We start from the raw sequence: 24,998 nt of genomic DNA, 5'->3' as shown, positions 1-24,998 counted from the left end.
CGCGGGTCAGGACACCAGTGAGATGGGAGCGGCCGCCTCGTGCCACGTCTCGTGGCGCAGGAGGTCGAGCAGGGCCGTCTCCGCCGGGCCGGCGTGGGGGCGGACCACGGCGATGACGGGCTGGGACACGGCAGGGAACACCGGACGCACGAGGTGCTCGTAACCGTGGGGCACCGCGGAGGCCGGGACGAGCGTCACCCCCAGCCCGTCGGCGGCCCAGCGCACGGCCGTTGCCGTCTGCGAGACCCGGGCGGCCGTGCTCGGGGCCGGGTCGTCGTCCCGCAGCGCGTTCAGCAGCACGGCGTCGAGCGCGCTGTCGCGGTCGAACCTGACCCACGACTCCCCCTCCAGCGCGCGCAGCTCGACCCGGTCCGCGGCGAGCTGCGGGTGCCCGGCGCCCAGCACCACGACGAACTCCTCGTCGCCGAGGCGGTGGGCGCCGGCGGGGGGCCGCTCGCACTTCGCCATCAGGGCGAGGTCCAGCACGCCCCGTCGGCACAGCCGGTCCAGCTCGGCGGAGCTCGGTTCCTCGAAGACGGTGACCTCCACCCGCGGGAAGCGGCGCCGCAGCGCGCTCAGCGCACCCGGCAGCTGCCGGGTGCCGAAGCCCATCTGCGCCGCGACGACCAGCTCGCCCACCAGGTCGTCGGCACCGGCCCGCGCCGTCGCCCGCGCCCGCCGTGCCGCGTTCACCGCGACCTCCGCCTCCCGCAGGAACGCGCGGCCGGCCACGGTGGGCACCAGTCCGGTCGGGGTGCGGGTGAACAGCGTCACGCCGAGGTCCCGCTCCAGGTTGCGGATCTGCTGGGACATCGACGGTTGGGCGACGTGCAGCCGCTCCGCCGCCGCCGTCACCGAGCCCTCCGCGGCGACGGCCAGGGCGTACTCGAACTGGCGAAGGCTCATCGGCTCCCGTCCCCTCCTCCGGGGTGCACCCCGCTGTAATCGTGTAATGATACGCCGCGTCGCCCCCCGGGAGATCGGCAAGCGTCATCGAGGACGCCCACGGCGGGCTCGGCGAGCGCCACCTCCCCGCACCAGGGCGGTGGCGCGCGCTCCCGGCGCCCGGTCGCTCAGAGGTGGACGGGCAGGCGGGTCAGGCCGTGGATGAGGGTCGAGCGCCGCCAGGCCAGCGTCGCGGGCTCGCCGGCGAGCGCGAGCCCGGGGAAGCGGTCGAGCAGGGTGCGGAAGGCGATCTCACCCTCCAGCCGGGCCAGCGGGGCACCCAGGCAGTGGTGGATCCCGTGGCCGAAGGCGATGTGCCCGGCCGCGTTCCGCGTGACGTCCAGCGCGCCCGGATCACCGTAGCGATCGGGGTCGCGGTTGGCCGAGACCAGCGAGACCAGCACGACCTGGCCCTGCGGGATCGTCGTTCCGCCGATCTCGACCGGCTCGGTGGTGTAGCGGAAGGTGGCCAGGTTGACCGGGCCGTCGAAGCGCAGGAACTCCTCGACCGCGTTCGGGACGAGCGCCGGGTCGGCGCGCAGCACGGCGAGCTGGCCGGGGTGGCGCAGCAGGGCGAGCGCGCCGTTGCCGATCAGGTTGACCGTCGTCTCGTGCCCGGCGACGAGCAGCAGGAACGCCATCGACGTGGCCTCCCCCGCCGACAGCGTGTCGCCGTCCTCCGACGCCCTCACGATGGCCGAGAGCATGTCCTCGCCGGGGCGCGCCCCCTTCTCGGCGACGAGCCGGGACAGGAAGTCCGCCATCGCCGCGGCCGCCGCCTCGTGCTCGTGCTGGGGCGCCTCCGACAGGATGGTGTTCGACCAGGCGCGGAAGTCGTCGCGCTCGCCGTCCGGCACCCCGAGCAGCTCGCAGATCACGGTCATCGGCAGCGGGAACGCGAACTCGTCGAGCAGGTCGACCACGCCGTCTCGCCCGGCCTTCGCCGCCATCCGGTCGGCCAGCCCCTGCGCGATCTCCTCGATCCGCGGGCGCATCCGGGCGATCGCCCGCACCGTGAACGCCCGGCTCACCAGCTTGCGCAGCCGGGTGTGGTCCGGCGGGTCGCTGTTCAGCATGTGCCGGTCCAGGAAACCGATGGGGCCGTTCTCGTGGAACCGCGAGGTGTCCTTGGACAGCCGCGGGTCGCTGAGCGCGGGCCGGGCATCCTCGTAGCGGGTGACCACCCACGCCCGCAGGCCGTCCGGGGCGATCACCGGCGTCACCGGTGCCTCCCGGCGCAGCGTCCGGTACAGCTCGTGCGGGTCGGTGAAGAACCTCGCGCCGAGCTCGACGGTGTCGGCCTGCGTCATCGCGTCCCCTCCCGGCCCGGGTTCGTCCCGGCCCGACGCCGACGCTAGGGCTCGCGCCCTGAGACGACCTCACAGTTGATCACGCGACGCCGCACGGGCCGGTCAGCAGGATTCCCCGTGACCGTGGTGGTGCGGGCGGGCGCCGGCGGCCCGACGCCGAGCTCGCCCGGACCGCCGCCGCCGGCACCATGGTCGTGCGCGTGACCCACGACCCGGACGTCGCGGCGCGGACCGACCACTGCCTGCTGCTGCGCGCGGGCCGGCTCGTGGCCGCAGGCGAGCCCGGGGAGGTACTCCCCGGGCTCCTGCCGGATCCGGCAGCGTGGGTATCCCCGAGGTGATTCCGACCGCGGCCGCGACGTCACCGACGGCGGCCGTGGTGGTTCAGCGAGACCGTCAGCGCTGCGCGGCCGCCGGGCCACAACAACGCCCGGAGACCTCGCCCGGGCCGACCCGATCGGCGGGGGCGGCGAGGTCGGCGGGGGCGGCGAGCACGCCGGCACCCGAGCAGACGCCGGTCTCGGGCAACACCAGCTCGACCCGTTCGGCGGCCTCCCGGTCCCCCGCGATCGCGGCGACCACCGAGCGGACCTGCTCGTAGCCGGTCAGCGAGAGGAACGTCGGCGCCCGCCCGTAGCTCTTCATGCCGACCAGGTACACGTCCGGCTCGGGCTGGGCCAGCACCCGCGCGCCGTGCGGGTACACCGTGCCGCAGGAGTGCACGTTCGGGTCGATCAGCGGCGCCAGTGCCCGCGGGGCCTGCAGCACCGGGTCGAGGTCCAGCCGGACCTCGGACAGGAAGCTCAGGTCCGGCCGGAACCCGGTGAGCACCAGGACCTCGTCCACCGGGTCCAGCCGCACCCCGTCGAACGACTCCAGCACCAGCCGGTCGGCCCCGGCGGGGTCCCGCTCCACCGCGGCGGTGCGGAACCCGGTCACCGTGCGGATGTGCCCCGCGGCGACCGCCTCGGCGGCCCGCCGCCCGAGCGCTCCGCGGGCCGGCAGCTGGTCGGCCGCACCACCGCCGAACGCGTTGCCGATCTCCCCGCGACGAAGCAGCCACACCACCCGCGTCCCGGACACCTCGCCGGCCAGCTCGGAGAGGGCGACGAGCGCGGTCAGGGCCGAGTGCCCGCTACCGGCCACCGCGATCCGCCTCCCCGCGTAGCGCGCCCGCACGCCCGGATCGGTCAGATCGGGCACCCGGTAGCCGATCCGGTCCGCCGCGGCAGGCTCCCCGAGGGCCGGCAGCCCGTCCCCACCCAGCGGGTTGGGCAACCCCCAGGTACCGGATGCGTCGATCACCGCCCGGGCGCTGATCCGCTCCTCCCCTGCGACGGTCTCCACCCGCACGGTCAGCGGCTCGGACGCCCGGGCGACGTCGACCACCCGGTCCCACCCGCGCCGGGCCACGCCGACGACCCGCGCTCCGTACCGGACCCGCTCACCGAGCGCGTCGGCCAGCGGCTGCAGGTACTGCTCGGCCCACTCCTGCCCGGTCGGGTAGCGGTCCGGATCCGGCGCCCGCCACCCCATCGGGGCCAGCAGCTTCTCCCCCGCCGCGTCGACGAGCTCGGCCCACCGGGAGAACAGCCGCACGTGGTGCCACTCGCGCACCGCCGTCCCCGCCACCGGCCCGGCTTCCAGCACCAGCGGCGGCAGGCCCCGCTCCACCAGCTGCGCCGCCGCGGCCAACCCGGCCGGCCCGGCACCCACCACCACGACCGGCAGCACCTCGTCCATGAGCCCTCCATCGATGTGCGTCGATTGATGGGGCCGGACTGTATCGACCGACATCGATTGACGCAACCATCGATGTGCGTCGATACTGGGCGGCATGAGTGCGTCCCTGCCGCTGTCGGTGGTGCCACCGGAGGAGTCGGCGTTCCAGCCGGCGCAGCTCGCGCCGGCGGACGCGGCGACGTATGCGGAGTGGTTCGCCTGCCTGGCCGAGCCGATGCGGGTGCGGCTGCTGCACGCCGTGGCCGTCGCCGGGCGGGAGACCACCGTCGGGGCGCTCACCGAGCGGCTCGGGATCAGCCAGTCCACCTGCTCGCACCACCTGCGCAAGCTCGCCGACGTCGGGTTCGTGCGGCTGCGCAAGGAGGGCACCGCGACCCTCGTGTCGGTCAACCCGGCCTGCTGCACCGGGCTCCCGCACGCCGCGGACGCGGTGATGGGGATGCTCGGGCCGCGCCCGTGCTGCCCCACCGACCTGCCCGCCGACGTCACCGTCCGCGCCATGGACCCAGCCGACTGGACCGACGTGCGCCGCATCCACGCCGAGGGCATCGCCACCGGGAACGCCACCTTCGAGACCGAGGTGCCCGACCGGCGCACCCTGGACCGCAGCTGGCTGCCCGGGCACCGCTGGGTCGCCGAGCTCGACGGCCGCGTCGTCGGCTGGGCCGCGGCCTCGCCGGTGTCGGGCCGCCCCGTCTACGCCGGTGTCGCGGAGACCGCGATCTACGTCGGGGACGGCTACCGCGGCCGCGGCGTCGGGAAGGCGCTGGTCCACCGGCTGGTCACGGCCGCCGACGAGGCAGGCCTGTGGACCCTGCAGACCTCGATCTTCCCGGAGAACCGGGCCGGCATCGCCCTGCACCGGTCCGCGGGCTTCCGCACTCTCGGGATGCGCGAACGCATCGGCCGCCACCACGGCGTCTGGCGCGACACCGTCTTCCTGGAGCGGCGGCGCACCGACGACCTCTAGCCCGACCCGCGCCGCCGGCTCGTCAGATCCGGATGGCGCGCGGGCCCGCGTAGTCTTCCCTGGTCCTGACGACGACGGGTGCGGTGTGGGTAGGCGGAGCAACGGCCGCGAGGCCGGCGGGAGCACGGCCGGGGGTGTGGCCGGTGGCCAGGCCTGACGGGCGCGAACTGGTCGCGATCTTCCTCGGTGGCGCGCTCGGCGCGCTCGCCCGCACCCTGCTGGGCGTGGCCTTCCCGCACGCGCCCACGCAGTGGCCGTGGCCGACGTTCGTGGTGAACATCGTCGGCGCGTTCCTCCTGGGGTACTTCGCGACGCGGCTGCAGGAGCGCCTCCCGCTGTCCAGCTACCGCCGTCCCCTGCTGGGAACGGGGCTGTGCGGTGGCCTGACCACGTTCTCGACCATGCAGGTGGAGATCCTCGTCATGCTGGACCACCGGCAGTTCGCGCTCGCGCTCGCCTACGCGCTGGTGAGCGTCGTCGCCGGGTACGCCGCGATCCACCTGGCGACGGCGATGGTCCGGCGGGTGCGGGTGCGGGCATGAACGACCCCATCGGTGACGCTCTCGTCTGGATCGGCGTCGTGCTGCTCGGCGGCGTCGGTTCGGTTCTCCGCTTCGCGCTGGACAAGGCGGTCTCCGTGCGCACCGGCCGGGCCTTCCCCTACGGCACCCTGGTCGTCAACGTCTCGGGCGCACTGGTGCTGGGCTTCCTCACCGGGCTCGTGCTGGACGAGCGGACCGCCCTGCTCGCGGGCACGGCGCTGGTCGGCTCGTACACCACGTTCTCGACCTGGATGTTCGAGACGCAGCGGCTCGCCGAGGATCGCCAGGTGTCCCGCCTCGCCGGAAACATCGTGGTGAGCCTCGTGGTCGGGGTCGGCGCCGCCGCGCTCGGCCGGTTCGTCGGGGGCGCGCTGTGAACCTGGACAGCCTCAAGCTCACCGCGTACTTCGGCGAACGCCAGCGGGTGGGCGGGCGGTTCCTCGCCGACGTGCTGCTCGACCTGTTCGGGGAGCGGGAGATCGCGACCAGCGTCCTGCTGCGCGGGGCCGAGGGGTTCGGGCTCAGGCACGCGCTGCGCACCGACCGCCTGCTCACGCTGTCCGAGGACCTCCCCGTCACGGCCGTCGCCGTCGACACGCAGGAGCGGGTCGAGGGGTTGCTCGAGGACGTCCGCACGATCGACCACTGCGGGCTCGTGACCCTGGAGCGGGCCCGCATGCTGCGCGACGACATCGGGCCGGTCGTGCTGCCGGAGGACCTGCACGAGGCGACGAAGCTGACTGTGTACGTCGGCCGCCAGGAACGCGTCTACCGGACCCCGGCGTTCCTCGCCGTGTGCGACCTGCTGCACCGGCGCGGCATCGCGGGAGCCACCGTGCTGCTCGGCGTCGACGGCACCGCGCACGGCGAGCGGGCGAGGGCCCGCTTCTTCGGCCGCAACGCCGACGTGCCGATGATGATCATCGCGGTCGGGTCGGGTGAGCGGATCGGCCGCGTGCTGCCCGAGCTCGGCGGGCTGCTGCGCAGGCCGTTGCTCACGCTCGAGCGGGTGCGGGTCTGCAAGCAGCGCGGCGAGCTCCTCGCCCGGCCCCACCAGCTGCCGCCGAGCGATCAGGCCGGGATGGCGCTGTGGCAGAAGCTCATGGTGTACACCTCGGAACGCGCGATGCACGCCGGGCAACCCGTGCACCAGGCCCTCGTGCGCAGGCTCCGGGAGACCGGCGCACGTGGCGCCACCGCCCTGCGCGGGATCTGGGGCTTCCACGACGACCGCCCCCCGCACGGCGACCGCCTCCTGCAGCTCGGGCGCAGCGTCCCCGTGGTCACGGTCGTCGTCGACACCCCGGACCGGATCGCGAAGTCGTTCGACGTCGTCGACGAGATCACCGCCGAGCACGGGGTCGTCACCAGCGAGCTCGTGCCGGCGATGCGCGTGGTCAGCGAGAACCAGCGCGACGGGACCCTCCGCCTGGCCCGCTTCTCCTTCTGACGTCTGCGGGCGCCCACCGCCGTCCGCACGTGGAGGACGTGCTCGGCATCGGAGAGTCGCGCATCATGCCCGCCGCCCCGCACACCACCGCTGCACCGCAGGCTCCGAGCATGGCGCGGGCACGAGTGGCGTGCCGTCCGGCCCTAGACGGTTGATTCCTGTGGGCAAGACAGTGGGGTCCTACTCCGGGCCTCCTGGCGGCGCCGCGCAGTGTGCGGGGCCGCCCCTCGCAGCTCTAGGGCGCCTCCTGCGACGCTGCGCGATCGCTGCGCGACCCGTGACCTCCGAGCCTCCGCGGCCCCTATGGGCAGCAGCGCAGGCAGGCCGGGGCCTGCCCGATGGGGCGCGCGGCGCCACCAGGAGGCGGTCCCACCGGGCGCGGCCGGCGCGCGGCGATCAAGGGCAAATGGTTGCCCTGCAGCGGTGACCAAGGGCGGATGGTCGCTCCCGGAGATCATTCGGCCACCATTTCCCCTTGATCGACGATCCGGTGCGCGTGCCGCACGTAGGGCGACACCACGTGCACGGCCGGCCCGGGCATCACCTTCGTGCCCCCCGACCGCCGCGACGACGCCCCCGTCGAGCGCTCCCCGATCGCCCTCGACCACTGAGAACCCAGGAACCAACCATCTAGAACGGTGGTTCCTCCTCGTCGTCGGGTGGCGGTGGGGGTGGTCGTGCCGGGTCGCGGGCCTGTCTCCACAGGATGCGCAGGTCGACCGGGCGTCCCGTGTCGGTGTCCGGGTCGGCGCGGGGGTCGGTGCCGGGCGGTGGCGGGTCGGGGTCGGGCAGGTCGGGCCGGACCGGCTCACCCCGGGTCCGGTAGACCCGCCCTAGCGGGGAGACCCGCACGAAGTGCCCGGGCTCCGGTTGGCTCAGGCGCCAGCCCCGGTCCTTGTCCGGGTGATGCCGCCAGCAGCCGGGACCGATGTTGGTCTCCACGCTCGGCCCACCCCGGGCGTGATCCACGGTGTGGTCCATCTGCGAGCGGCGCGCCGAACGCTCACAGCCGGGCCCCACACAGCTGCGATCCCGGACCTGCACGTGGCGGGCCAACGCACCGCGGGCGTAGCGGGTGTGTGGGTTCTTGCCCAGTTCCCGCCACAGCCGGTGCCGCTCGGCCCACCGCTGGGCGACCTCGGCGATCACCCCGGTCCAGCCACCGGTCAGGGCGGGGTCGGCGGCGAGGCGGGACAGCTCCTCGAGGGTCAGGTGCAACTCCACCACCCCACCGCGCACCCGCCCCGACCCTCGCGGTGAGGTGGTGGTGCGGGGTCGGCGGCGCAGCGGCCCGGCCAGCAGCAGGTAGCCACGGGGGTCGACGATGGCGAACTGCCACCGCGCACCCCGGCGCTGCCGCGCGGCCGCGGCCCGGGCGATCTCGGCGTCGACCGGTCCCAGGCCGGGGATCTCACCCGGCCGCTGGTCACCGCCCAGCAGGGTGGCCAGCCCGACCCGCAACTCGACCCCCTCCCGCACCCCGACCCGCTCTCCGCGCCACAGGTCCGGGCTCGTGTCGGCGCTGGTGTCGGCCGGGCCGGCTCCGGTCGGCGTGCCGGCCCGCTGATCCTCGGCCGGGTGGTCGTCGATCAGCCTCCCGGCCGCGGCCGGGACCGTCGTTTCGTCGGTGCCCCAGCTGGCACTGGCCTCGCCGGCACCGGCCGGCTCGGGGGCGGCCGGGTCGGGCCTGTCCGGGCGAGTGCGGGTCGAGCCGGCGCCAGCCGAGCGAGGGCTGGACGGGTCGACACCAGTCGCGTCAGCGCCACCCGGATCAAGGCCCCCAGCACCGATGCCGGCCGAGTCGCACGCAGCCGGCTCGCCGTGCTCAGAGCCGGCAGCTTCATCAGAGGCGCCGGTGTCGACGCTGCCGCCAGGGCGGCCGGTGTCTGCGGCACCGATGCCGTGGCGTGGCCGATCAGCACCATGCCGACCGCCCACAGCAGTGCCCCGGTGCCGTTCGCGAGCGCGAAGGCGATCGGGTGCATCCGGCCCACCCCGGCCAGGGCCGGCACGAGCGCACGGATCCCGGGGAACCAGCGGCAGACCACGATCGCGAACCAGCCATGGCGGTCGTACACCCGTTCCGCGGTCGCGACAGCGCGCCGGTTCCACCCGCGCCGCCGTCGCATGGCCCAGGGCCGACCGAGCCGCCGGCCGAGGCCGTAGCCGATGACGTCACCCAGGACGGCCCCGAGCCATGCGGAGCCGGCCAGCACCGCAACCGGGACGTCGATGCGGCCGCTGCCCACCAGCAGGCCTGCGCCGAACAGCATCGAGTCCCCTGGCAGGAACACGCCGACGAACAAGCCGGACTCGACCACCAGCAGGCCGAACACCACGAGGCACGCGACCGGGCCCGGGAACGCGAGGAGGTCGGGCATCTCGCCTCAGCCCGCGTGGCCGGAGGGCGGCCGCGCCGTGAACCGCACCGGCAACGATCGCAGCCCCGGTGAGAGGCCGGGCTCCCACTCGAGCTCCTCCGGCCGGCAACCGAGGCGGAGGTCGCCGAGCCCGTTGATCACGGCCCGGAGCGCGGCGTCCGCCTCCCGGCGCGCGAGCACCGCGCCGAGGCAGTGGTGCGCCCCGTGCCCGAACGACAGGTGCCCGCCCGGCTCGTCCACGCTCCACCGCTCTGCCGCGGGGAACCGGTCCGGGTCGCGGTTCGCCGCGGCGACGTTCACGACCACGGCATCCCCCGCCGAGATGAGGGTCCCGCCGACCTCCACGGCCTCCGCCGCGTACCGGGCCTCGAGCTCCGGGAACGGCGCCACCTGGTGCAGGCTCTCCTCGACCGTCGCCCCCACCAGCGTCGGGTCCCGGCGCACCCGCTCGTAACGCGACGGTTCGGCGAGCAGGAGGGCGAGCCCGCCGGAGATCAGGTTCGCCGTGCTCTCGTACCCGCCCACCAGCAGGTCGCGCCCGAGTGCGATCACCTCGTCCTCGGACAGCCGCTCGGAGTCGACCAGCTCCGCCAGCACGCCGGAGGCGCGGCCGCGGGCGATCCGTTCCTCCAGGTACCGGTCGAGCGCGCTGATCGCTTCGACGGTCCGCTGCCCGGCACCGGATCCCTGGTCGATGCGGTGGACCCGCCGGACCGACGGACCGAACCGGGCGTGGTCCGCGGGCGGCAGGCCGGCCACCTGGCACAGCACACCGACCGCCAGCGGGACCGCGAGATCGCACACCAGGTCGGCCATGCCGGAGCCCGCGCACCGCCCGACCAGCGTCCTCGCCAGCTCGTCGATCAGCGAGCCGTGCGACTCGGCCCGCCGGGTGGTGAACATCGGGCCCACCGCCCGGCGCAGCCGCGTGTGCTCGGGCGGGTCGACGTGCAGCAGGGTCGAGCCACGCCCCACCCCGAACCCACGGCCGTGCGCGGGCGCAAGGCCCGCGGCACCGCGCAGGCGGGCCACCCGGGCCGGGTCGCGGATGAACCGCGGGTCCGAGAGCACGGCTCGTGCGTCGCCGTAGCGGGTGACGAGCCAGCCCTCGACGCCGTCGGGCAGGGCGGTCCAGCGCGGCGGCGCGCACGGGGGTGGTACGGCGAGCACGATCCCTCCTGGCAGTAGACTGCTACGAAAGGTAGCACTACAAGACGTAGAAGAACGAGGCACGAGAGCGAGGCGGACGTGGGCAGGGGCCGGGGCGAGCTCGAGAGCGCCGTGATGAGCGTGCTGTGGGCGCAGTCGGGGCCCGTCACGGCGCGCACCGTCCTGCGCGAAATCGGCGACGCGGATCTCGCCTACACCACGGTGAAGACCGTGCTGGAGCGGCTCACGCGCAAGGGTGTGGTCGCGCGCGTCAGCGTCGACCGCAGCTGGCGCTACTCCGCGGCGGCCCCCCGTGCCGACTACGTCGCCGAGCTCATGCTGAGCGCGCTCGACCACAGCGGCGACCGCGATGCCGCACTCGTGCGGTTCGCCCGCTCGGTCAGCCCGGCCGAGGCCGGCGTCCTGCGCGCGGCGCTCGACGACGCGGAGCGGGGCGACGAGTGATCTACGTCTGGCACCACGTCGTCGCGCTCGTCCTCGCCATCGGCGCCGGGTACGCGCTGACCCGGGCACGGTGGGTCCACCGCTCACCCCGGCTCGCCGTGCTGCTCTGGCAGGCCACCGCCTTCAGCGCCGTGTCCGCCGCGGCGGGCCTCCTGCTCAGCGCCGGGCTCGCCCCCTACCGGCTCGGCATCCTGCCCGCGCTCTGCCGCTTCTCCGCCGATCTCACGGCCGGCGTCACCCCACCCGGGCTGACGGTCGGACACGCGCTCGCGGTCGCCACCGGAATGCTGCTGGTCGCCGCCGGGATGGCGGTGCAGATCCGCAGTTCCTGGTCGGTCCGCCGGGAACGGGAACGGCACCGTCTCCTGCTCCGCCTCGTCGCGCGCCCCGACGTCGACGGACCGGACTTCGTGCTCGACCACCCGGGCGCCGCGGCCTACTTCCTGCCGGGCACGGCGAGCTCGGCGGGATGCGTCGTCATCAGCAGCGGGACCCGCGACGCGCTCTCCGACGCCGAGCTCGCCGCGGTCCTCGCCCACGAGCACAGAGACGGCCGGGAACGCCACCACCTCGTCCTCGCCCCGTTCCACGCGCTACGCCGCACGGTCCCGTGCCGCGTGACCGCGCGCGCCGCCGCGTGCGTCGAACTGCTCGTGGAGATGTGCGCCGACGACGCCGCGGCCCGCGACCGCGGCACCGCGCCGCTGATCGCGGCCCTGCGGCGGTTCCAGGAGCTCAGGATGCGGGTCACCCCCCGGGGAGCGCTCGGCGCGGCCGACGACCTCGCAGTGCGGATCGAACGGCTGCGCCGAGCGCGGCGGCCGCTCGCGGCCCACCACCGGTGGGGGCTCGCCCTCGCCGCCCTCGCGGTCGCCACGACCCCACCGAGCCTCTTCGTCCTGCCGCTGTGACGGACGGCCTGTTCCCGCTCGCTGCCGCTCGCGCGTCCGCTCACACGGTGCTGCTCGGCACGGGGCCGGCCGAGCTCGGCTCAGGCGCGCAGCCAGGCTTCCGCCCTGCAGAGCTCGTCCCGGGGAAATGCCTTGATCTCGCCGGTGATGAGCAGGTTCGCCAGCTTGACGCACCGCTGTTCCCAGCTGGGCGCCCCGACGATCGCGACCTTGTCGAAGTGCCGACGGTGGCGGAGGTCGAGGCGGGTGTTGAGCCAGGCGGCCCGGGCGGTCCAGCCCTGGAACGACTCCTCCACGAGGAAGAGCACGCGGACTCGCCCGGCGGACTCGAGCGCCGCGTCCACGCCTGGAACCAGGATCTCCCGGTAGTCGTTCTCGGTCAGCACCCCGCACGCCCGGACCGCGAGAACGGAGCCTTCGTTCTCGGTCATCAGTTCGAGCATCGCCGGACTCCCGTGCCGCTGCCCCGGCTGGTCGGCAGCGGCGCGCCCCGCTGCAGCTCGGAGAACGGGATCGGGCAGCCCGGTGTGCAGGAGCACTCGTCCAGGTCGCTGCACCCGGCAGCGAGCACGTCGGTCAGCGCTGCCCGGACCTGAAGCAGGTCGGCGATCTTCGCCTCGACCTCGGCCAGCTTCTCGGCAGCGGCGTCGCGCAACCCGGGTCGGGGCCCGCGATGCGAACCGACCTCGATGAGGGCCGAGATCTCGTCGAGCGTGAACCCCAGCCGAGCCACGCCCCGGATGACCCGCAGCAGGCTCACGGCCTCCGGGCCGTACTCGCGATGCCCGCCCAGCGAGCGCTGCGGTTCGGGGAGCAGGCCGCGACGCTCGTAGTAGCGCAGCGTCTGCACGTTCACACCCGCGGCCCCGGCCAGCTCGCCCGACCGCAGCCCCCTGCTCACGCCATCACCCCCGAACCCGGCTCCGCGGCCGAGCGGGCGGCTTCGGCCTGGCGGGCCAGGCCGTCCAGCACCGCGATCCGCGCCTCTGGCACCCGAACGTCCAGCCTCAGGCCACCGGCCGTGGCGATGAGCCGGAAGTCGAAGAACGAGCAGCACCAGGCCTCCCGCCCAGTCAGATCCCGCGTGCTCGCCACCACCTCCCCGTCGCCGTCGAGGGTCAGCTGCAGCAACGTCGGCTCCGGCCGCTCCACCCGACGCAGGGCCGTCGCGAACAGTGCGTGGAACTCGGCCTCCCGCAGCGGCTGCTCCTCGCTGGGCAGCGTGCAGGCCTCGCCCGGCGCCCACGGCAGCGGCACGGGCACCGGTCCACCCGCCTGCCGGGCTTCTGCCACCGTGGCCCGCAACTCGGGCACCCTTCTCACCATCGGATCCGCCTCCCGGCCGGCCCGCCGGTCGGGCCCGACACCCACGCTAAACCCGTACCTGGGTACCGGATGCAAGCGCGCGTTCCAGTCCTACCGTCGTTGACCGCGCGGCTCCGGTCACACGGGATGCCGCTGTCGCAGCGCCTGCACGGCTGCGGCGGCCTCCGGAGCGGCGAGCGCGGCGACCAGCAGCGAGATCGCCGCGGAGACCAGGCAGAGCGTGCAGAACGCGCCGACGAGCACGACCTGTGCGGCGATCAGCCCGAGCGCGACCACCCCCAAACCGGCCGCGACGACCCCGGCCGCGATCGGCAGCCACGGGCGCTGCCGCCACCGCTGCCGTCCGCCGATCGACTCGAGCACGGCCTCGGCCAGGTACGCCACCATCCCGAGCGACGCGTCCGGCACCGGCAGCGTCCGCGAGATCGACGAGGTGAGCACCCGCCTGCTGCCGTCACCGAAGAACGGCTCCCACACCGCGTCGAGCACGCCGAGCTGGAAGAGCGTGAGCACGGTCGCGACCGCCAGCCCGGCCAGCGACAACACCACCACCGGCAGCCGGTGGCGCCACCGCGACGGGCTCGCACTCATCGCGACGGCGCTGTCCCCGCCCGCCGGCAGATCGGCCCCTGCTCGGAGGCCAGGTCGACCGACACGTCGATCGCCATCGTGCTGCCCCTCAGCGCCGCGCCGCGCGCACGACGGCGACGCCGAGGGCGCCTGCGGCTGCGGCCGCGGCGCCGATCGCCCCGTGGTGCTGGGAGGCCCACAGCTGATAGCTCCGCCTGGTCGCCCTGCGGTCGAAGATCCCGTGCGCGCCGAAGTCGTGGCCGTCCCGGTCGTCGGCGGGCTCCCACAGGTTCGCGGGCTGGTCGGGGTCCCGGGGCTGCGACGTCTGCTGCGATCGGTAGCCGGTCCGCGCCAGGTACCGGTCCAGCAGCCCCGGAGCGAACTTGTTCACCACCAACGTCCCGACGGTGGAGCCGCCGACCCAGTACTCGCGGCGCTTCGGGTGGTCAGCGGCGAACAGCACCGCCTCGGCGGCGACCTCGGGCTGGTAGATCGGCGGGACCGGCTGCGCCTGGTGGGGCAGGCGGGACAGCACCCAGGAGAACTGCGGGGTGTTCACCGCCGGCATCTGCACCATCGTCACGTGCACGTTCTTCCTGTCGTGCAGCAGCTCGCAGCGCAGGGACTCGGTGAAACCCTGGATCGCGTGCTTGGCGCCGCAGTAGGCCGACTGCAGGGGGATGCCGCGGTAGGCCAGCGCGGAGCCGACCTGCACGATCGCACCGCTGTCCCGCGGCAGCATCCGCTTCAACGCGGCCTTCGTCCCGTAGACGTAGCCGAGGTAGGTCACCTCCGTCACGCGGGTGAACTCCTCCGGCTCCACCTCGGTGAACGGGCCGAACACCACCGTGAAGGCGTCGTTGACCCACACGTCGATCGGACCGAGCTCCCGCTCCACCCGGTCGGCCGCCTGGTCCAGCCCCACGTGGTCGGCGACGTCGACCGGGATCGCCAGCGCGGTCCCGCCCGCTTCCTCGACGTCCCTCGCCGCGTGCTGCAACCCGTCCTCACCCCGCGCCAGTAGCGCCACCTTCGCCCCTCGGGCCCCGAAGGCGCGTGCGGTGGCGCGCCCGATCCCCCCGCTCGCGCCGGTCACGACGACCACTTGCTCGCAGCGATCCATGCCATCTCCGTTCGCGACGTGGCCGGGTGGGTCACCTCGCGGCTACCCACGCCCGCGGGAAGCACGCACGACGCACCTGACGACCTCCTTCCGAAGCGCGCCGGCAGCGCAGCAGCCCCGACCGGCCGAGCCGCATCAGGAAGGTCGCGAGCCCCCGGGGGCGTAGGCGTCCCACTCCGGCATCGCGCCGTCGTGGAGGGAGGCGCCGAGGCGGTCGAGGTACCAGTTCCACCCCGCCTCGACGTCGGCCGGGTCGAGGCCGGGGACCAGCCGCTGCGTGAAGACCAGGTCGGTGCCGTCGCCGGTGCCGGCCAGGCTCACCTCGACCAGCCAGGAGGGTCCGGCGGGGCCGTCGGGGATCTCGACGACGAGCCGGTGCGGCGCCACGCACTCGTGGATGGTTACCGGGACCGGGTCGGAGACGGTGCCGCCGGCGTCGACCTCGCCGGTCACCGTGAGCTGCACCGTGCCGCCGGGTCGCCCGGTGCCGCTGTAGGAACCGAACCAGCGGGCCAGCCGGGTGGAGTCGGTGAACGCCGCCCACACGTCGCCGACCGGGTCGGGGTAGGTGCGGCGCAGCGTCAGGGTGCGGCTGTCCGGGTCAGGCGCTGCCATGGTGCTCTCCTGCTGGGGGGTCGGCGAGCGCGGCGCGCCGAGCGCGGCGCCCGCGGTGGAGTTCGGTGCCGAGGGCGTCGAGCCGCGCGGCGGGCCCGGCGGGTGCCGCCTCGGCGGAGATCAGCGGGCGGAACCGATCGAGCCAGCGGTCCAGCTCGGCGAGCCCCGCCCGGCGGAGCGTGTAGACGCGGTGCTGGCCCTGCACGGCGGATTCGACGAGCCCGGACTCGCGCAGGACGCGCAGGTGCCGGCTCACCGCCGGCCGCGTGACGGGGAACCTCGCGGCGATGTCGCCCGCCGTGACCGGCCCGCCGGCGAGCAGTTCGACGACCTCTCGGCGCAGGGGGTCGGCGAGCACCGTGAACGCGTCCACGGTGCTATGTAACCAGCCGCGTAATTAACGCGCAAGTGCACAAGACCTACCGTCGGGCGTGGCGCCACCGCTGCTGCTCGCGGGTGCTGTACGCGGCCCGGCGGACGGTCTCGTCGTTCTCCAGACCGGATCCCACGGCGCCTGCGATGGTTCCCAACCCGGTCGCCATGACGGCGACCCGCAGGTAGTCCGACGCACCGACCGGTTCGCCGAGTGCCGCCGCCATGTAGTGCGGGGGGATGACCAGGCCCGCGGCGGCCAGGTTGATCACGAGCAGGGCGCCGTAGAACACCACCACGCCGTAGCCGATCGTCAGGATCGTCGCGAGGTTGATCAGCGCTCGCGCGCGCGTCGTCGACGGCTGCCGCCAGAGCCCGTGGCCTGCGAGCAGCCAGACGGCCAGCATCGCGACGGCACCCACGGTGAACGCGGTCAACCGCCACGGCTCGAGCGCGTTCGCCAGCATCCAGAGCGCCGAGTAGAGGATGCCGAACGCGCTGCCCGTGGTGGCGCCCGCGAGCGCCATCGACAGCCCGAGGGTGAGCTGCCACGGCCGGTTCGCCCGGACCATGCCGGCGAGCAGCCGCAGCGATCCCCGGCTCGCGGGCGTGATCAGCTCGACGTCGACGTCGACGTCGACGTCGTGGTCGGCCGGCGTCACCCGGCGGGTGAGGCGCGAGAGCCGGAGCCGGCGCGCCGCTTCCGCCGGCCGGTCGGTGGCGTGCTCCTCGGAGGCGGCGGTGAGCTCGTCGACGATGGCGGTGACGACCCGGCGCGCACGGCGGCGGATCCGGACCCCGCCCAGTGCCGGCAGCGAGATCAGCGCCACGCAGTCGTGCCGGCTGATCACGGCGACGATGGTCCCGTTCGACGTCTGCAGCGGCATGTCGGTGAGGCAGAGGGCGATGTCCCAGCCCCTGCCCTCGACCTGCGCCCGCGCCTTGTCGATCATCCGCTCGTACCGGGTGGCGACCTCGAACGGCTCGTCGACGATCTCGATGTTCCACTCGGCCTCGCTGCTCACGTGTGCACGGAGGTCGTCGGGGAGGACGTCGGCGAGGTGCCGCGCGATCAGGGCGGGCAGGTCGGGATCCACGAGCAGCCCGACGACGACCCGTCCACCGGACGGGCCGGGCTCGGGACTCGGCGTGGAGGGCGGAGGGCCGTCGGGCACCGGCGACGGATACCCGGGGCGGATCACGGGAAACGGCGGCACGGGGGCCGCCGCACGCTCGGCAGGCTGGGTATACCCGCGTCCCCTCGGGTAGCCGACAGGTGTAGGGCCGCAACCGAGGACGGGAAAGCTCATGGCGGAACAGGCACGCGGCGGCGAGGGCAAGCAGCGGCAGCTGGACGGGGTCCGGGTCGACGACACGGGTACCGCTCTCACCACCCAGCAGGGGGTCCGGGTCGACCACACCGACGACTCGCTCGCGGTGGGCGAGCGCGGTCCGACGCTGCTCGAGGACTTCCACGCCCGGGAGAAGATCACCCACTTCGATCACGAGCGGATCCCGGAGCGGGTGGTGCACGCGCGTGGGGCGGGTGCGTACGGGACGTTCCGGCCCTTCGACGACTCGCTCGCCGAGTACACGGTGGCCCGGTTCCTCACCGATCCGTCGGTGTCGACCCCGGTGTTCGTCCGCTTCTCCACGGTGGCCGGGTCGCGGGGCAGCGCCGACACCGTGCGGGACGTGCGGGGGTTCGCCACAAAGTTCTACACGACCGAGGGCAACTACGACCTGGTCGGCAACAACATGCCGGTCTTCTTCATCCACGACGGCATCAAGTTCCCCGACTTCGTGCACGCGGTGAAGCCCGAGCCGCACAACGAGATCCCGCAGGCCCAGTCCGCGCACGACACGTTGTGGGACTTCGTCTCGCTCCAGCCGGAGACGATGCACATGATGATGTGGCTGATGTCGGACCGGGCGATCCCCCGCTCGTACCGGATGATGCAGGGCTTCGGCGTGCACACCTTCCGGCTCGTGAACGCCGAGGGGCGCGGGACGTTCGTGAAGTTCCACTGGAAGCCCGTGCTCGGGACGCACTCCCTGGAGTGGGACGAGTGCCAGAAGATCGCCGGGAAGGATCCCGACTTCAACCGGCGTGATCTCTGGGAGTCAATCGAGACGGGCGCGTTCCCCGAGTACGAGCTCGGCGTCCAGCTGGTCCCGGAGTCCGACGAGCACAGCTTCGACTTCGACCTGCTGGACCCAACCAAGATCATTCCAGAGGAGGAGGTGCCGGTCCGGCCGGTCGGGACGATGGTGCTCGACCGCAATCCCGACAACTTCTTCGCCGAGACCGAGCAGGTCGCCTTCCACACCGCGAACGTGGTGCCGGGCATCGACTTCACCAACGACCCGTTGCTGCAGATGCGCAACTTCTCCTACCTCGACACCCAGCTGATCCGGCTCGGGGGGCCGAACTTCGCCCACATCCCGGTCAACCGCCCGCTCGCCGAGGTGCACACCGACCAGCGCGACGGCTTCCAGCAGCAGCGCATCCACCAGGGCCGCACCGCCTACCACAAGAACACCCTGGGCGGCGGCTGCCCGGCGATCGCCGACGAGGGCGTGTTCCGCCACTACCAGGAGAAGGTCGACGGTCACAAGATCCGCAAACGGGCGGCCAGCTTCCAGGACTACTACAGCCAGGCCACCCTGTTCTGGAACTCCATGTCGGACTGGGAACGCGAGCACATCGTGGCCGCCTTCCGCTTCGAGCTCGGGCACTGCGACCACATGCACGTCCGCGAGGCGGTCGTCGAGCAGCTGAGCCACGTCGACCACGACCTCGCGACCCGGGTGGCCGAGGGCGTCGGCGTGAAGCCGCCGCCCGCGGAGGCAACCCCCAACCACGGCCGCAGCTCGCCCGCCCTGTCCCAGGCCAACACGGCGAAGGAGACGATCCGCTCGCGCAAGGTGGCGGTGCTCGTCGCCGACGGGGTCGAAGGGGGTCCGGTCACCGCCCTCACCGACACGCTGCGCGCCCAGGGTGCGATACCCGAGCTGCTCGGTCCGACCGACGGGTCGGTCCGCACCGCCGGCGGCCACGACCTGCCGGTCGACCGCGCGCTGCCCACGATGGCCTCGGTGCTCTACGACGCCGTCGTCGTGCCCGGCGGGGTGACGGCGGTGAGCACCCTCTCCGCGGACGGGTACGCCGTGCACTTCGTCGCCGAGGCCGTGAAGCACGCCAAGGCGGTGGCCGCGATCGGGGACGGCACCCGGCTGCTGGACCGCGCCGTCGTCGGCGCGGTGCGCGTCGCCTCCGACGGCGACGGTGTGGTGGCCGACCACGGCGTCGTCAGCGCCGCGAGCGGGGGCGAGCAGCTACCGGCCGGGTTCCTCGACGCGTTCACCGCGGCCATCGCCGAACACCGGGCATGGGACCGGCCCCGGGCCGGCATCCCGGCCTGAGCCTTCTGGGCATCCGGTCGGCTCACTCCCCCGTCAGGGCACCCTCGACGCTGTCCTGCACGGAGAACATGTCGATGACCTCGACCAACGCCAGCAGGCGACGGCCGCAGCTCGACAGTCCGACGAGGCACGGCGGCTCGCATCCCGTGTGCACCTTCGCCCACCGGGCGACGCGGACGAGAACCGTGACGCCCTGACAGCCGAGGAACTCCATGTCCCTGAGGTCGAGGAGCACCCGGCGAGCCCTCACCTCCTCGAGGTACCGGCTGAGGGCGCGGTCGAGGGCCGGTGCCGTGGACAGGTCGAGCGCACCGTGGATGTGGGCGACGAGCACGTCGCCGGGCTCCTCTTCGAACTCGACGCTCAGTGCGTCGGACTCGCACGGGCTGGTCGTCATCACTGGTTCTTCCGGTAGTGCTGCGCGACCTCTCGGCGCAGGCTGGGCGTTCCGGGCCGGAGTACCCGCAACCGTTGCGCGTACGCACCTGATGCGCTATCGCATCGACTTCAGCTCCGCGTCGCGCCGGGTGAGCACCAGAGGGCCGTCCTCGGTGACGGCGACGGTGTGCTCGGAGTGGGCCGTGCGCGAGCCGTCGGCCGAGCGGATGGTCCAGCCGTCGGGGTCGAACACGATCCGGTCGGTCGTCCGCGCGAACCACGGCTCGAGCGCGAGGGTCAGCCCCGGCCGGAGCTTCAGGCCACGGCCCGCCCGGCCCTTGTTGGGGACGTGGAGCTCCTCGTGCATGGTGCGGCCGATGCCGTGCCCGCCGAACTCGGTGTTGACCGGATAGCCGTAGTCGCAGGCCACCGCATGGATCGCCGCCGAGATGTCACCGAGGCGGTTGCCCGGACGCGCCGCCTCGATCGCCGCCTCCAACGCCTCCTCGGTGGCGCGGATGATCCGCAGGTCCTCCTCGGCAGCGGTGCCGACGACGACCGTGCGCGCCGAGTCGGCCGCCCAGCCGTCGATGCTGACCGCGATGTCCGCGCTGAGCACGTCCCCGTCGCGCAGCGTGTAGTCGTGGGGCAGGCCGTGCAGGACGGCGTCGTTGACGGACAGGCAGATGACGTTGCGGAACGGGCCCTTGCCGAAGGACGGGGCGTAGTCCCAGTAGCACGACTCGGCCCCGCGCCGCTTGATCATGCCGCGCACGTGCTGTTCCAGGTCGAGGAGGTTGACGCCCACGTCGGCGAGCGTGCCGACCTCGGAGAGCACCTCGGCGACGAAACGCCCGGCGACGTGCATGCGCTGGATCTCCGCAGGCGTCTTCAGTTCGATCACGAATACCTCGCGTCCTCGGTTCCGGTATAGTTATACCAGGACCGTAGCACGGCAGCGGTATAGGAATACCAGTCCCCGGTCACCCCCGTTCTGCGGGTGCGCTCTCCCCGACGGGGCGGAAGCCCGCCCACCGCGTGATCTCGTATCCGTCACCGCGGGCCCGGACCTCGGCCGCTCCATGGCCCGGGAAGTGCGCCGGCACGACCAGCGTCCGCTCCTCGGCGGCCTCGGCGAGCAGCCGGCGCCGGGTGGTGCGGGCCGCACCGGCGTCCTCGCAGAAGCAGCTGTTGGCGTCGGGCTCGGCGATCTGCACGGGGCTGTGCAGGATGTCGCCGACGAACAGGGCCCGGTCACCCTTCGACCGCAACCGCAGCACCGACGAGCCGGGCGTGTGCCCGGGCGCGGGCTCGAGCGACAGGTTGCGGTCGATCACGTAGCGGTCCTCCCAGAGCGTCACCAGCCCCGCCTGCACGACCGGTCGCACGCTGTCGCCGAACACCAGGTGGCTCCCCCGGCGGCGCAGCCGGTCCGCGTCGGTGACCGGCGCGGGCCTGCGGTGCTCGTTCACCGGGTCGAAGTAGTCGTGATCCACCCGCGGGATGACGTAGGTGGCGTTGGGGAACGTCGGCACCCAGTGCCCGTCGTCGTAGCGGGTGTTCCAGCCGACGTGGTCGTAGTGCACATGGGTGTTGACCACGACGTCGACGTCCTCGGGACGCACCCCCGCCCGGGCCAGGTTTTCCAGGAACGGTGTCTGCAGGTGGTCGAACGTCGGGATCTGCGGGCGGTCGCGGTCGTTGCCCGCCCCGGTGTCGACGAGGATGGTGCGGCCAACGCTCCGCAGCACCCAGGTCTGGATCGCGCACCGGTAGCCGTCGTCGGCGGGATCGCGGAACGGGGGTCCCAGCGCGGCACGGCCGGCGGGCGTGCTGTCCGGCACCATGTCGGCGACCGTCCGGATCCGGCCGGTCCACTCGATCACCCGGGTCACCGACACGTCCCCGAGCACGACGGTGTCCGATGTGCTCACCGGATCACCGCCAGCGGCCGGATCGGTGCGCCCGTGGCACCGCGGACGTTCAACGGCGCGCCGACGAACAGGAACTCGCCCGTGGCGCGCGCGGCCAGGCTCTCGGACAGGGCCTCCAGCGCCATCACCTCGATCAGGTTGATGCCCGCCTCGGCGAGCAGGATCCGGTGCACCGGGAGTGCGGAGAGCCCGCCCCCGGCGGGGATGTGTTCGAGCGCGATCGTGTCCGCCCCGACGGCGCCCACGCCACGCGCAGCGAGCCAGCGGGCCGCGTCCGCGTCCACGCCGGGGACGCCGTCGGTGCCACCGAGGTACGCCTGCGGGTCGCCCCAGAGCTGCGCCCACCCGGTCCGGACCAGGACCACGTCGCCGGGACGGGGTTCGGGCGCGGCGAGCAGGTCCGCCACCCGCACCGGCTCACCCGGGGCGAGCCGCGCGACGCCGCGGGACCGTGGGACGTCCACCAGCACGCCGCGCCGCAGCAGCGGCGGCACCCGGTCGATGCCGTGCGTGCGGTAGCGGCCGGCCTCGACGGCGCCGTTCACCGGCACGCCGCCGTGCAGCAGCCCGTCCACCGCGACGTGGCTCAGCGCGTCCATGTGGGTGCCGACGTGACCGCCGAGGACCATCACCTCGTGCGAGCCGGTCATGCCGTCGGCGCGCACCACGTCGCCGTGGCGCTGCCGGAGCGCGAACTCGAAGGCCGGGTGGGTGGGCGAGGCGGGCATGCCCACCTCCAGCGGCTGGGCGAGGTCGACGACCTCGAGATCGTCACGCAGCAGGTCGAGCGGGTTCACGCTCCCCACCTTCCCGTCCGGGAGCGGAGCCGGCCGGACGCGGGCCGGCGAGGTCGGTGGCGCGCCCCTCGCGCAGCGTCAGCACCGTGGCGGCGGTGACCACCAGGAGCGCCACCACGTACGCGGTGAAGGCCGGCCGGCCCAGCGTGGTGCCCACCCAGGTCTGCAGGTAGGGAGCGGTGCCGCCGAACGCGGCGACGGCGATCGAGTACGGCACCGCGAGGCCGACCGCGCGGATGCGGGTCGGGAACATCTCGGCGTACGCGGCCGGGAGGATCGCGACCCCGGCGCCGATGAACACCATGGCGATCGCCATCGCGACCCCGAGCTGCACCGCGTCGCGCACCATCGCCTGCAACGGGAACAGCAGTGCCGCGGTGCCGACGGAGCTGATCAGCAGGACGGGGCGCCGGCCGATCCGGTCCGACAGCGCCCCCCACGCCGGCTGGACGGCGATGAGCACCAGGCTGGCCAGGACCCCGGCCAGCAACGCCGCGCTCGAGTCGATCCCCAGCTCGCTGATCGCGTACGCGGGCGCGGCGATCACCCAGGAGTAGTAGACGACCGTGAACCCGATGGAGAGCCCGACGACCTGTGCCGCCTCGCGGCGGTGGCGCACGATCTCCGGCCAGATCCGCGGCGGCCGCGCGCCCGGACCGACGGCCGCCTCGCGCGTGAACACCTCGCTCTCCTCCAGCGAGCGGCGGATCCACAGGGCGACCAGGCCGAGCACCCCACCGACGACGAACGGGATCCGCCATCCGAAGCCGGCCATCTGCTCGGTGGTCAGGGTGAGCGAGAGGACCAGACCGAGCAGCACGCCGATCGTGTTCCCCCCGACGCTGGCGATGTAGATGACGCTCGACCAGAGGCCCCGCCGCTGCGGGGGTGCGGCCTCGGCCAGGTACGTCTGGGCCGATGGCAGTTCGCCGCCCGTCGCCAGCCCCTGCACGACCCGGGCCACGACCAGCACCACGGACGCGCCGACCCCGATCGTGGCGTAGGTCGGCGAGATCCCGATCAGCAGGCTCGCCGCGGCCATGCCGCCGACGGTGAGCGCCATCATGGGGCGGCGACCGACCCGGTCGGCGAGCCGCCCGACGACCAGGCCGCCGAGCGGCCGGGCCACGAACCCGACGGCGAACACGGCGAGGCTGGACAGCACGGCCGACACCTGGTCGCCCGGATCGAAGAACCGCGCCGCGAAGAACGGCACGAAGATCGCGTAGATGCCCCAGTCGTACCACTCCAGGGCATGGCCGAAGCCGATGGCGAGCAGCGCGCGGCGGGCCCCGCGCCGCGCGTCGGGAACTGGCGTCATCGCTGGTCCTCCGGGTTCCGGGCGAGGCCGGGCCGACCGGACCGGCGCAGGGCGATCTCGGCGTGCAGGGCGGCCCCGAGGGGGAGCACCGCCTCGTCGAAGACGGCGTGGCCGCTGTGGTTGAACGCCGCCCGGGCGGGATCGGCTCCGTCCGGGAGGGCACCGAGCGCGACGAAGGCACCGGGCACCTCGGCGAGCACCCGCGAGAAGTCCTCGGCACCGGTGAAGGGGTGCTCCAGCGGGCGCAGCCACTCCTCGCCCAGCGCGTCGCGCACCGTCTGCTCGACGAACGACACCTCGTCGGCGTCGCTCACCGTGGCCGGGCGCTCCCGGACGAACCGGGCGTCGACCTCGACACCGTGCGCCGTCGCGAGGCCGTCGAGCAGCCGCCGGGCCTCGTCACCGACCCGGGTCGCGGTCGCGTCGGAGAACGTCCGCACGGTGGCCTCGAAGCCCGCGGAGGCCGGGATGATGTTGCGCCGCGCTCCCCCGTGGAGCACGGTCACCGTCAGGACGACGGGGTCGAACACGTCGGTGCGCCGGGTGACCAGCGTCAGCGCCTGCACCATCTCGGCCACGACGAGGACCGGGTCCCGCGCCAGGTGCGGTGCCGAAGCGTGTCCCCCTTCGCCGTGCACCGTCACCTCCAGCGCCGAGGACGAGGCGAGCACGGCGCCGCGGCGGGTGTGGAACCGCTGCGGGAGGGTGGAGAACACGTGCATGCCGAACGCGGCGGCGACCCGCGGACCCGCCGCGTCGAGCACGCCCTCCTCGATCATCGTGCGAGCGCCCTCCCAGCCCTCCTCCCCCGGCTGGAACATCAGCACGACGTCACCGGGCAGCTCCGCCCGCCGCGCGGCCAGCAGGTGCGCGGCGCCGAGGAGCATCGCGGTGTGCAGGTCGTGGCCGCAGGCGTGCATCACCCCCGGGACCGAGGACGCGTAGGGCAGTCCGGTCAGCTCCTGCACCGGGATCGCGTCCATGTCCGCCCGCAGCAGCACGGGCGGACCGTCGCCTGCCCCGCGCAGCACCGCGGTGACCGACGTCGCCGCCGTGCCCGTGCCGATCTCCAGCGGCAGGCCGTCCAGCGCGGCGAGCACCGCCCCCTGCGTCCGCGGCAGGCGGAGACCCACCTCCGGGTGGGCGTGCAATTCGCGGCGCCACCGCGTGAGCTCCGGCGCTATCTCGCGGGCATCCTCCAGGACCGACACGCGCCGGAGTCTGCGCATCCGAGGCGAGGCTGCGCGCAAATCCATCGATTCGTGCAGCA

At 73.8% G+C, this 24,998-nt stretch carries 28 protein-coding genes; 8 read left to right on the top strand and 20 right to left on the bottom strand.

Annotation, left to right across the window (positions count from 1 at the left end; translation table 11 throughout):
- Window positions 1-6: 6 nt before the first annotated feature.
- A complete protein-coding gene (locus tag ABEA81_RS29075; protein ID WP_345609234.1) occupies window positions 7-906 on the bottom strand; it encodes a LysR family transcriptional regulator in 900 nt (299 codons plus the stop codon).
- A gap of 167 nt (window positions 907-1,073) precedes the next feature.
- Window positions 1,074-2,255: a cytochrome P450 family protein gene (locus ABEA81_RS29070; protein ID WP_345609232.1), complete on the bottom strand. Its 1,182-nt coding sequence runs from the start codon at window positions 2,253-2,255 to the stop codon at window positions 1,074-1,076.
- A 200-nt stretch (window positions 2,256-2,455) separates the two neighbouring features.
- Between ABEA81_RS29070 and ABEA81_RS29065 the strand changes: the two genes are divergently transcribed.
- Window positions 2,456-2,596, top strand: coding sequence for a hypothetical protein (locus ABEA81_RS29065; protein WP_345609230.1), 141 nt, complete (start codon window positions 2,456-2,458; stop codon window positions 2,594-2,596).
- A gap of 55 nt (window positions 2,597-2,651) precedes the next feature.
- On the opposite strand, the gene ABEA81_RS29060 is transcribed toward ABEA81_RS29065, so the two are convergent.
- The gene (locus ABEA81_RS29060; protein WP_345609228.1) at window positions 2,652-3,998 is read right to left on the bottom strand and encodes an NAD(P)-binding domain-containing protein; all 1,347 of its coding nucleotides are present in this window, start codon (window positions 3,996-3,998) and stop codon (window positions 2,652-2,654) included.
- Between the two features lie 94 nt (window positions 3,999-4,092).
- On the opposite strand from ABEA81_RS29060, the gene ABEA81_RS29055 reads away from it, so the two are divergent.
- The 4 genes from ABEA81_RS29055 to ABEA81_RS29040 all read left to right on the top strand — a co-directional run bounded on the left by ABEA81_RS29055 (window position 4,093) and on the right by ABEA81_RS29040 (window position 6,960).
- Window positions 4,093-4,968: a helix-turn-helix domain-containing GNAT family N-acetyltransferase gene (locus ABEA81_RS29055; protein WP_345609226.1), complete on the top strand. Its 876-nt coding sequence runs from the start codon at window positions 4,093-4,095 to the stop codon at window positions 4,966-4,968.
- Between the two features lie 143 nt (window positions 4,969-5,111).
- Window positions 5,112-5,510: a fluoride efflux transporter CrcB gene (gene crcB, locus ABEA81_RS29050; protein ID WP_345609224.1), complete on the top strand. Its 399-nt coding sequence runs from the start codon at window positions 5,112-5,114 to the stop codon at window positions 5,508-5,510.
- Window positions 5,507-5,887: a fluoride efflux transporter CrcB gene (gene crcB / locus ABEA81_RS29045; protein WP_345609222.1), complete on the top strand. Its 381-nt coding sequence runs from the start codon at window positions 5,507-5,509 to the stop codon at window positions 5,885-5,887. The genes crcB (ABEA81_RS29050) and crcB (ABEA81_RS29045) overlap by 4 nt, the downstream gene beginning before the upstream one ends.
- The gene (locus ABEA81_RS29040; RefSeq protein ID WP_345609220.1) at window positions 5,884-6,960 is read left to right on the top strand and encodes a DUF190 domain-containing protein; all 1,077 of its coding nucleotides are present in this window, start codon (window positions 5,884-5,886) and stop codon (window positions 6,958-6,960) included. The genes crcB (ABEA81_RS29045) and ABEA81_RS29040 overlap by 4 nt, the downstream gene beginning before the upstream one ends.
- Window positions 6,961-7,590: 630 nt before the next feature.
- On the opposite strand, the gene ABEA81_RS29035 is transcribed toward ABEA81_RS29040, so the two are convergent.
- From ABEA81_RS29035 to ABEA81_RS29025, 3 genes are all read right to left on the bottom strand, one after another.
- Window positions 7,591-8,439: an HNH endonuclease signature motif containing protein gene (locus ABEA81_RS29035; RefSeq protein ID WP_345609218.1), complete on the bottom strand. Its 849-nt coding sequence runs from the start codon at window positions 8,437-8,439 to the stop codon at window positions 7,591-7,593.
- Between the two features lie 110 nt (window positions 8,440-8,549).
- A complete protein-coding gene (locus tag ABEA81_RS29030; RefSeq protein WP_345609216.1) occupies window positions 8,550-9,341 on the bottom strand; it encodes a DedA family protein in 792 nt (263 codons plus the stop codon).
- A 6-nt stretch (window positions 9,342-9,347) separates the two neighbouring features.
- Window positions 9,348-10,511 carry a cytochrome P450 gene (locus ABEA81_RS29025; RefSeq protein ID WP_345609214.1) on the bottom strand — a complete coding sequence of 388 codons (1,164 nt, stop codon included), beginning with the start codon at window positions 10,509-10,511 and terminating at the stop codon, window positions 9,348-9,350.
- A 78-nt stretch (window positions 10,512-10,589) separates the two neighbouring features.
- On the opposite strand from ABEA81_RS29025, the gene ABEA81_RS29020 reads away from it, so the two are divergent.
- Window positions 10,590-10,955: a BlaI/MecI/CopY family transcriptional regulator gene (locus ABEA81_RS29020; RefSeq protein ID WP_345609212.1), complete on the top strand. Its 366-nt coding sequence runs from the start codon at window positions 10,590-10,592 to the stop codon at window positions 10,953-10,955.
- Entirely contained in the window at window positions 10,952-11,866 is a 915-nt protein-coding gene (locus ABEA81_RS29015) for a M48 family metalloprotease (RefSeq protein WP_345609210.1), read from the top strand. The genes ABEA81_RS29020 and ABEA81_RS29015 overlap by 4 nt, the downstream gene beginning before the upstream one ends.
- 80 nt (window positions 11,867-11,946) lie before the next feature.
- Here ABEA81_RS29015 and ABEA81_RS29010 read toward each other — a convergent pair whose 3' ends face one another.
- From ABEA81_RS29010 to ABEA81_RS28975, 8 genes are all read right to left on the bottom strand, one after another.
- Entirely contained in the window at window positions 11,947-12,297 is a 351-nt protein-coding gene (locus ABEA81_RS29010) for a SpoIIAA family protein (RefSeq protein ID WP_345609208.1), read from the bottom strand.
- Window positions 12,297-12,767 carry a MerR family transcriptional regulator gene (locus ABEA81_RS29005; protein WP_345609206.1) on the bottom strand — a complete coding sequence of 157 codons (471 nt, stop codon included), beginning with the start codon at window positions 12,765-12,767 and terminating at the stop codon, window positions 12,297-12,299. The genes ABEA81_RS29010 and ABEA81_RS29005 overlap by 1 nt, the downstream gene beginning before the upstream one ends.
- The gene (locus ABEA81_RS29000) at window positions 12,764-13,180 is read right to left on the bottom strand and encodes a hypothetical protein (RefSeq protein WP_345609204.1); all 417 of its coding nucleotides are present in this window, start codon (window positions 13,178-13,180) and stop codon (window positions 12,764-12,766) included. The genes ABEA81_RS29005 and ABEA81_RS29000 overlap by 4 nt, the downstream gene beginning before the upstream one ends.
- Before the next feature lie 129 nt (window positions 13,181-13,309).
- Complete coding sequence (locus tag ABEA81_RS28995; protein ID WP_345609202.1) at window positions 13,310-13,783, bottom strand: vitamin K epoxide reductase family protein; 474 nt, start codon at window positions 13,781-13,783, stop codon at window positions 13,310-13,312.
- An 88-nt stretch (window positions 13,784-13,871) separates the two neighbouring features.
- Window positions 13,872-14,885 carry an SDR family oxidoreductase gene (locus tag ABEA81_RS28990; RefSeq protein WP_345609200.1) on the bottom strand — a complete coding sequence of 338 codons (1,014 nt, stop codon included), beginning with the start codon at window positions 14,883-14,885 and terminating at the stop codon, window positions 13,872-13,874.
- Between the two features lie 135 nt (window positions 14,886-15,020).
- Window positions 15,021-15,500: an SRPBCC domain-containing protein gene (locus ABEA81_RS28985; RefSeq protein ID WP_345609198.1), complete on the bottom strand. Its 480-nt coding sequence runs from the start codon at window positions 15,498-15,500 to the stop codon at window positions 15,021-15,023.
- Entirely contained in the window at window positions 15,487-15,873 is a 387-nt protein-coding gene (locus tag ABEA81_RS28980; protein ID WP_345609196.1) for an ArsR/SmtB family transcription factor, read from the bottom strand. The genes ABEA81_RS28985 and ABEA81_RS28980 overlap by 14 nt, the downstream gene beginning before the upstream one ends.
- Window positions 15,874-15,919: 46 nt before the next feature.
- Window positions 15,920-17,047, bottom strand: coding sequence for a hypothetical protein (locus tag ABEA81_RS28975; RefSeq protein ID WP_345609194.1), 1,128 nt, complete (start codon window positions 17,045-17,047; stop codon window positions 15,920-15,922).
- A gap of 133 nt (window positions 17,048-17,180) precedes the next feature.
- Here ABEA81_RS28975 and ABEA81_RS28970 point away from each other — a divergent pair, with 133 nt between their 5' ends.
- On the top strand, window positions 17,181-19,298 hold the full coding sequence (locus tag ABEA81_RS28970; RefSeq protein WP_345609192.1) for a catalase: 2,118 nt from the start codon (window positions 17,181-17,183) through the stop codon (window positions 19,296-19,298).
- 22 nt (window positions 19,299-19,320) lie between these two features.
- Here ABEA81_RS28970 and ABEA81_RS28965 read toward each other — a convergent pair whose 3' ends face one another.
- The 6 genes from ABEA81_RS28965 to ABEA81_RS28940 form a co-directional block, all read right to left on the bottom strand.
- Window positions 19,321-19,695, bottom strand: a complete 375-nt coding sequence (locus tag ABEA81_RS28965) for an STAS domain-containing protein (RefSeq protein ID WP_345609190.1) — start codon at window positions 19,693-19,695, stop codon at window positions 19,321-19,323.
- 96 nt (window positions 19,696-19,791) lie between these two features.
- Window positions 19,792-20,580: a type I methionyl aminopeptidase gene (gene map / locus ABEA81_RS28960; RefSeq protein ID WP_345609188.1), complete on the bottom strand. Its 789-nt coding sequence runs from the start codon at window positions 20,578-20,580 to the stop codon at window positions 19,792-19,794.
- Between the two features lie 79 nt (window positions 20,581-20,659).
- Window positions 20,660-21,610, bottom strand: coding sequence for an MBL fold metallo-hydrolase (locus ABEA81_RS28955; RefSeq protein ID WP_345609186.1), 951 nt, complete (start codon window positions 21,608-21,610; stop codon window positions 20,660-20,662).
- A complete protein-coding gene (locus ABEA81_RS28950; RefSeq protein WP_345609184.1) occupies window positions 21,607-22,407 on the bottom strand; it encodes a cyclase family protein in 801 nt (266 codons plus the stop codon). Before ABEA81_RS28950 ends, ABEA81_RS28955 begins: the two co-directional genes overlap by 4 nt.
- Window positions 22,382-23,728 (bottom strand): MFS transporter, encoded by a 1,347-nt coding sequence (locus ABEA81_RS28945; protein WP_345609182.1) that lies wholly within the window; start codon window positions 23,726-23,728, stop codon window positions 22,382-22,384. Before ABEA81_RS28945 ends, ABEA81_RS28950 begins: the two co-directional genes overlap by 26 nt.
- On the bottom strand, window positions 23,725-24,939 hold the full coding sequence (locus tag ABEA81_RS28940) for a M20 metallopeptidase family protein (RefSeq protein WP_345609180.1): 1,215 nt from the start codon (window positions 24,937-24,939) through the stop codon (window positions 23,725-23,727). The genes ABEA81_RS28945 and ABEA81_RS28940 overlap by 4 nt, the downstream gene beginning before the upstream one ends.
- Window positions 24,940-24,998 lie beyond the last annotated feature (59 nt).

Origin of the sequence: Pseudonocardia adelaidensis, assembly GCF_039543345.1 — a bacterium.
In the GTDB taxonomy this organism is placed as follows: domain Bacteria; phylum Actinomycetota; class Actinomycetes; order Mycobacteriales; family Pseudonocardiaceae; genus Pseudonocardia; species Pseudonocardia adelaidensis.
Note: the sequence above shows the minus strand (reverse complement) of the source record. Positions and strands in the feature narration are given on the sequence as shown.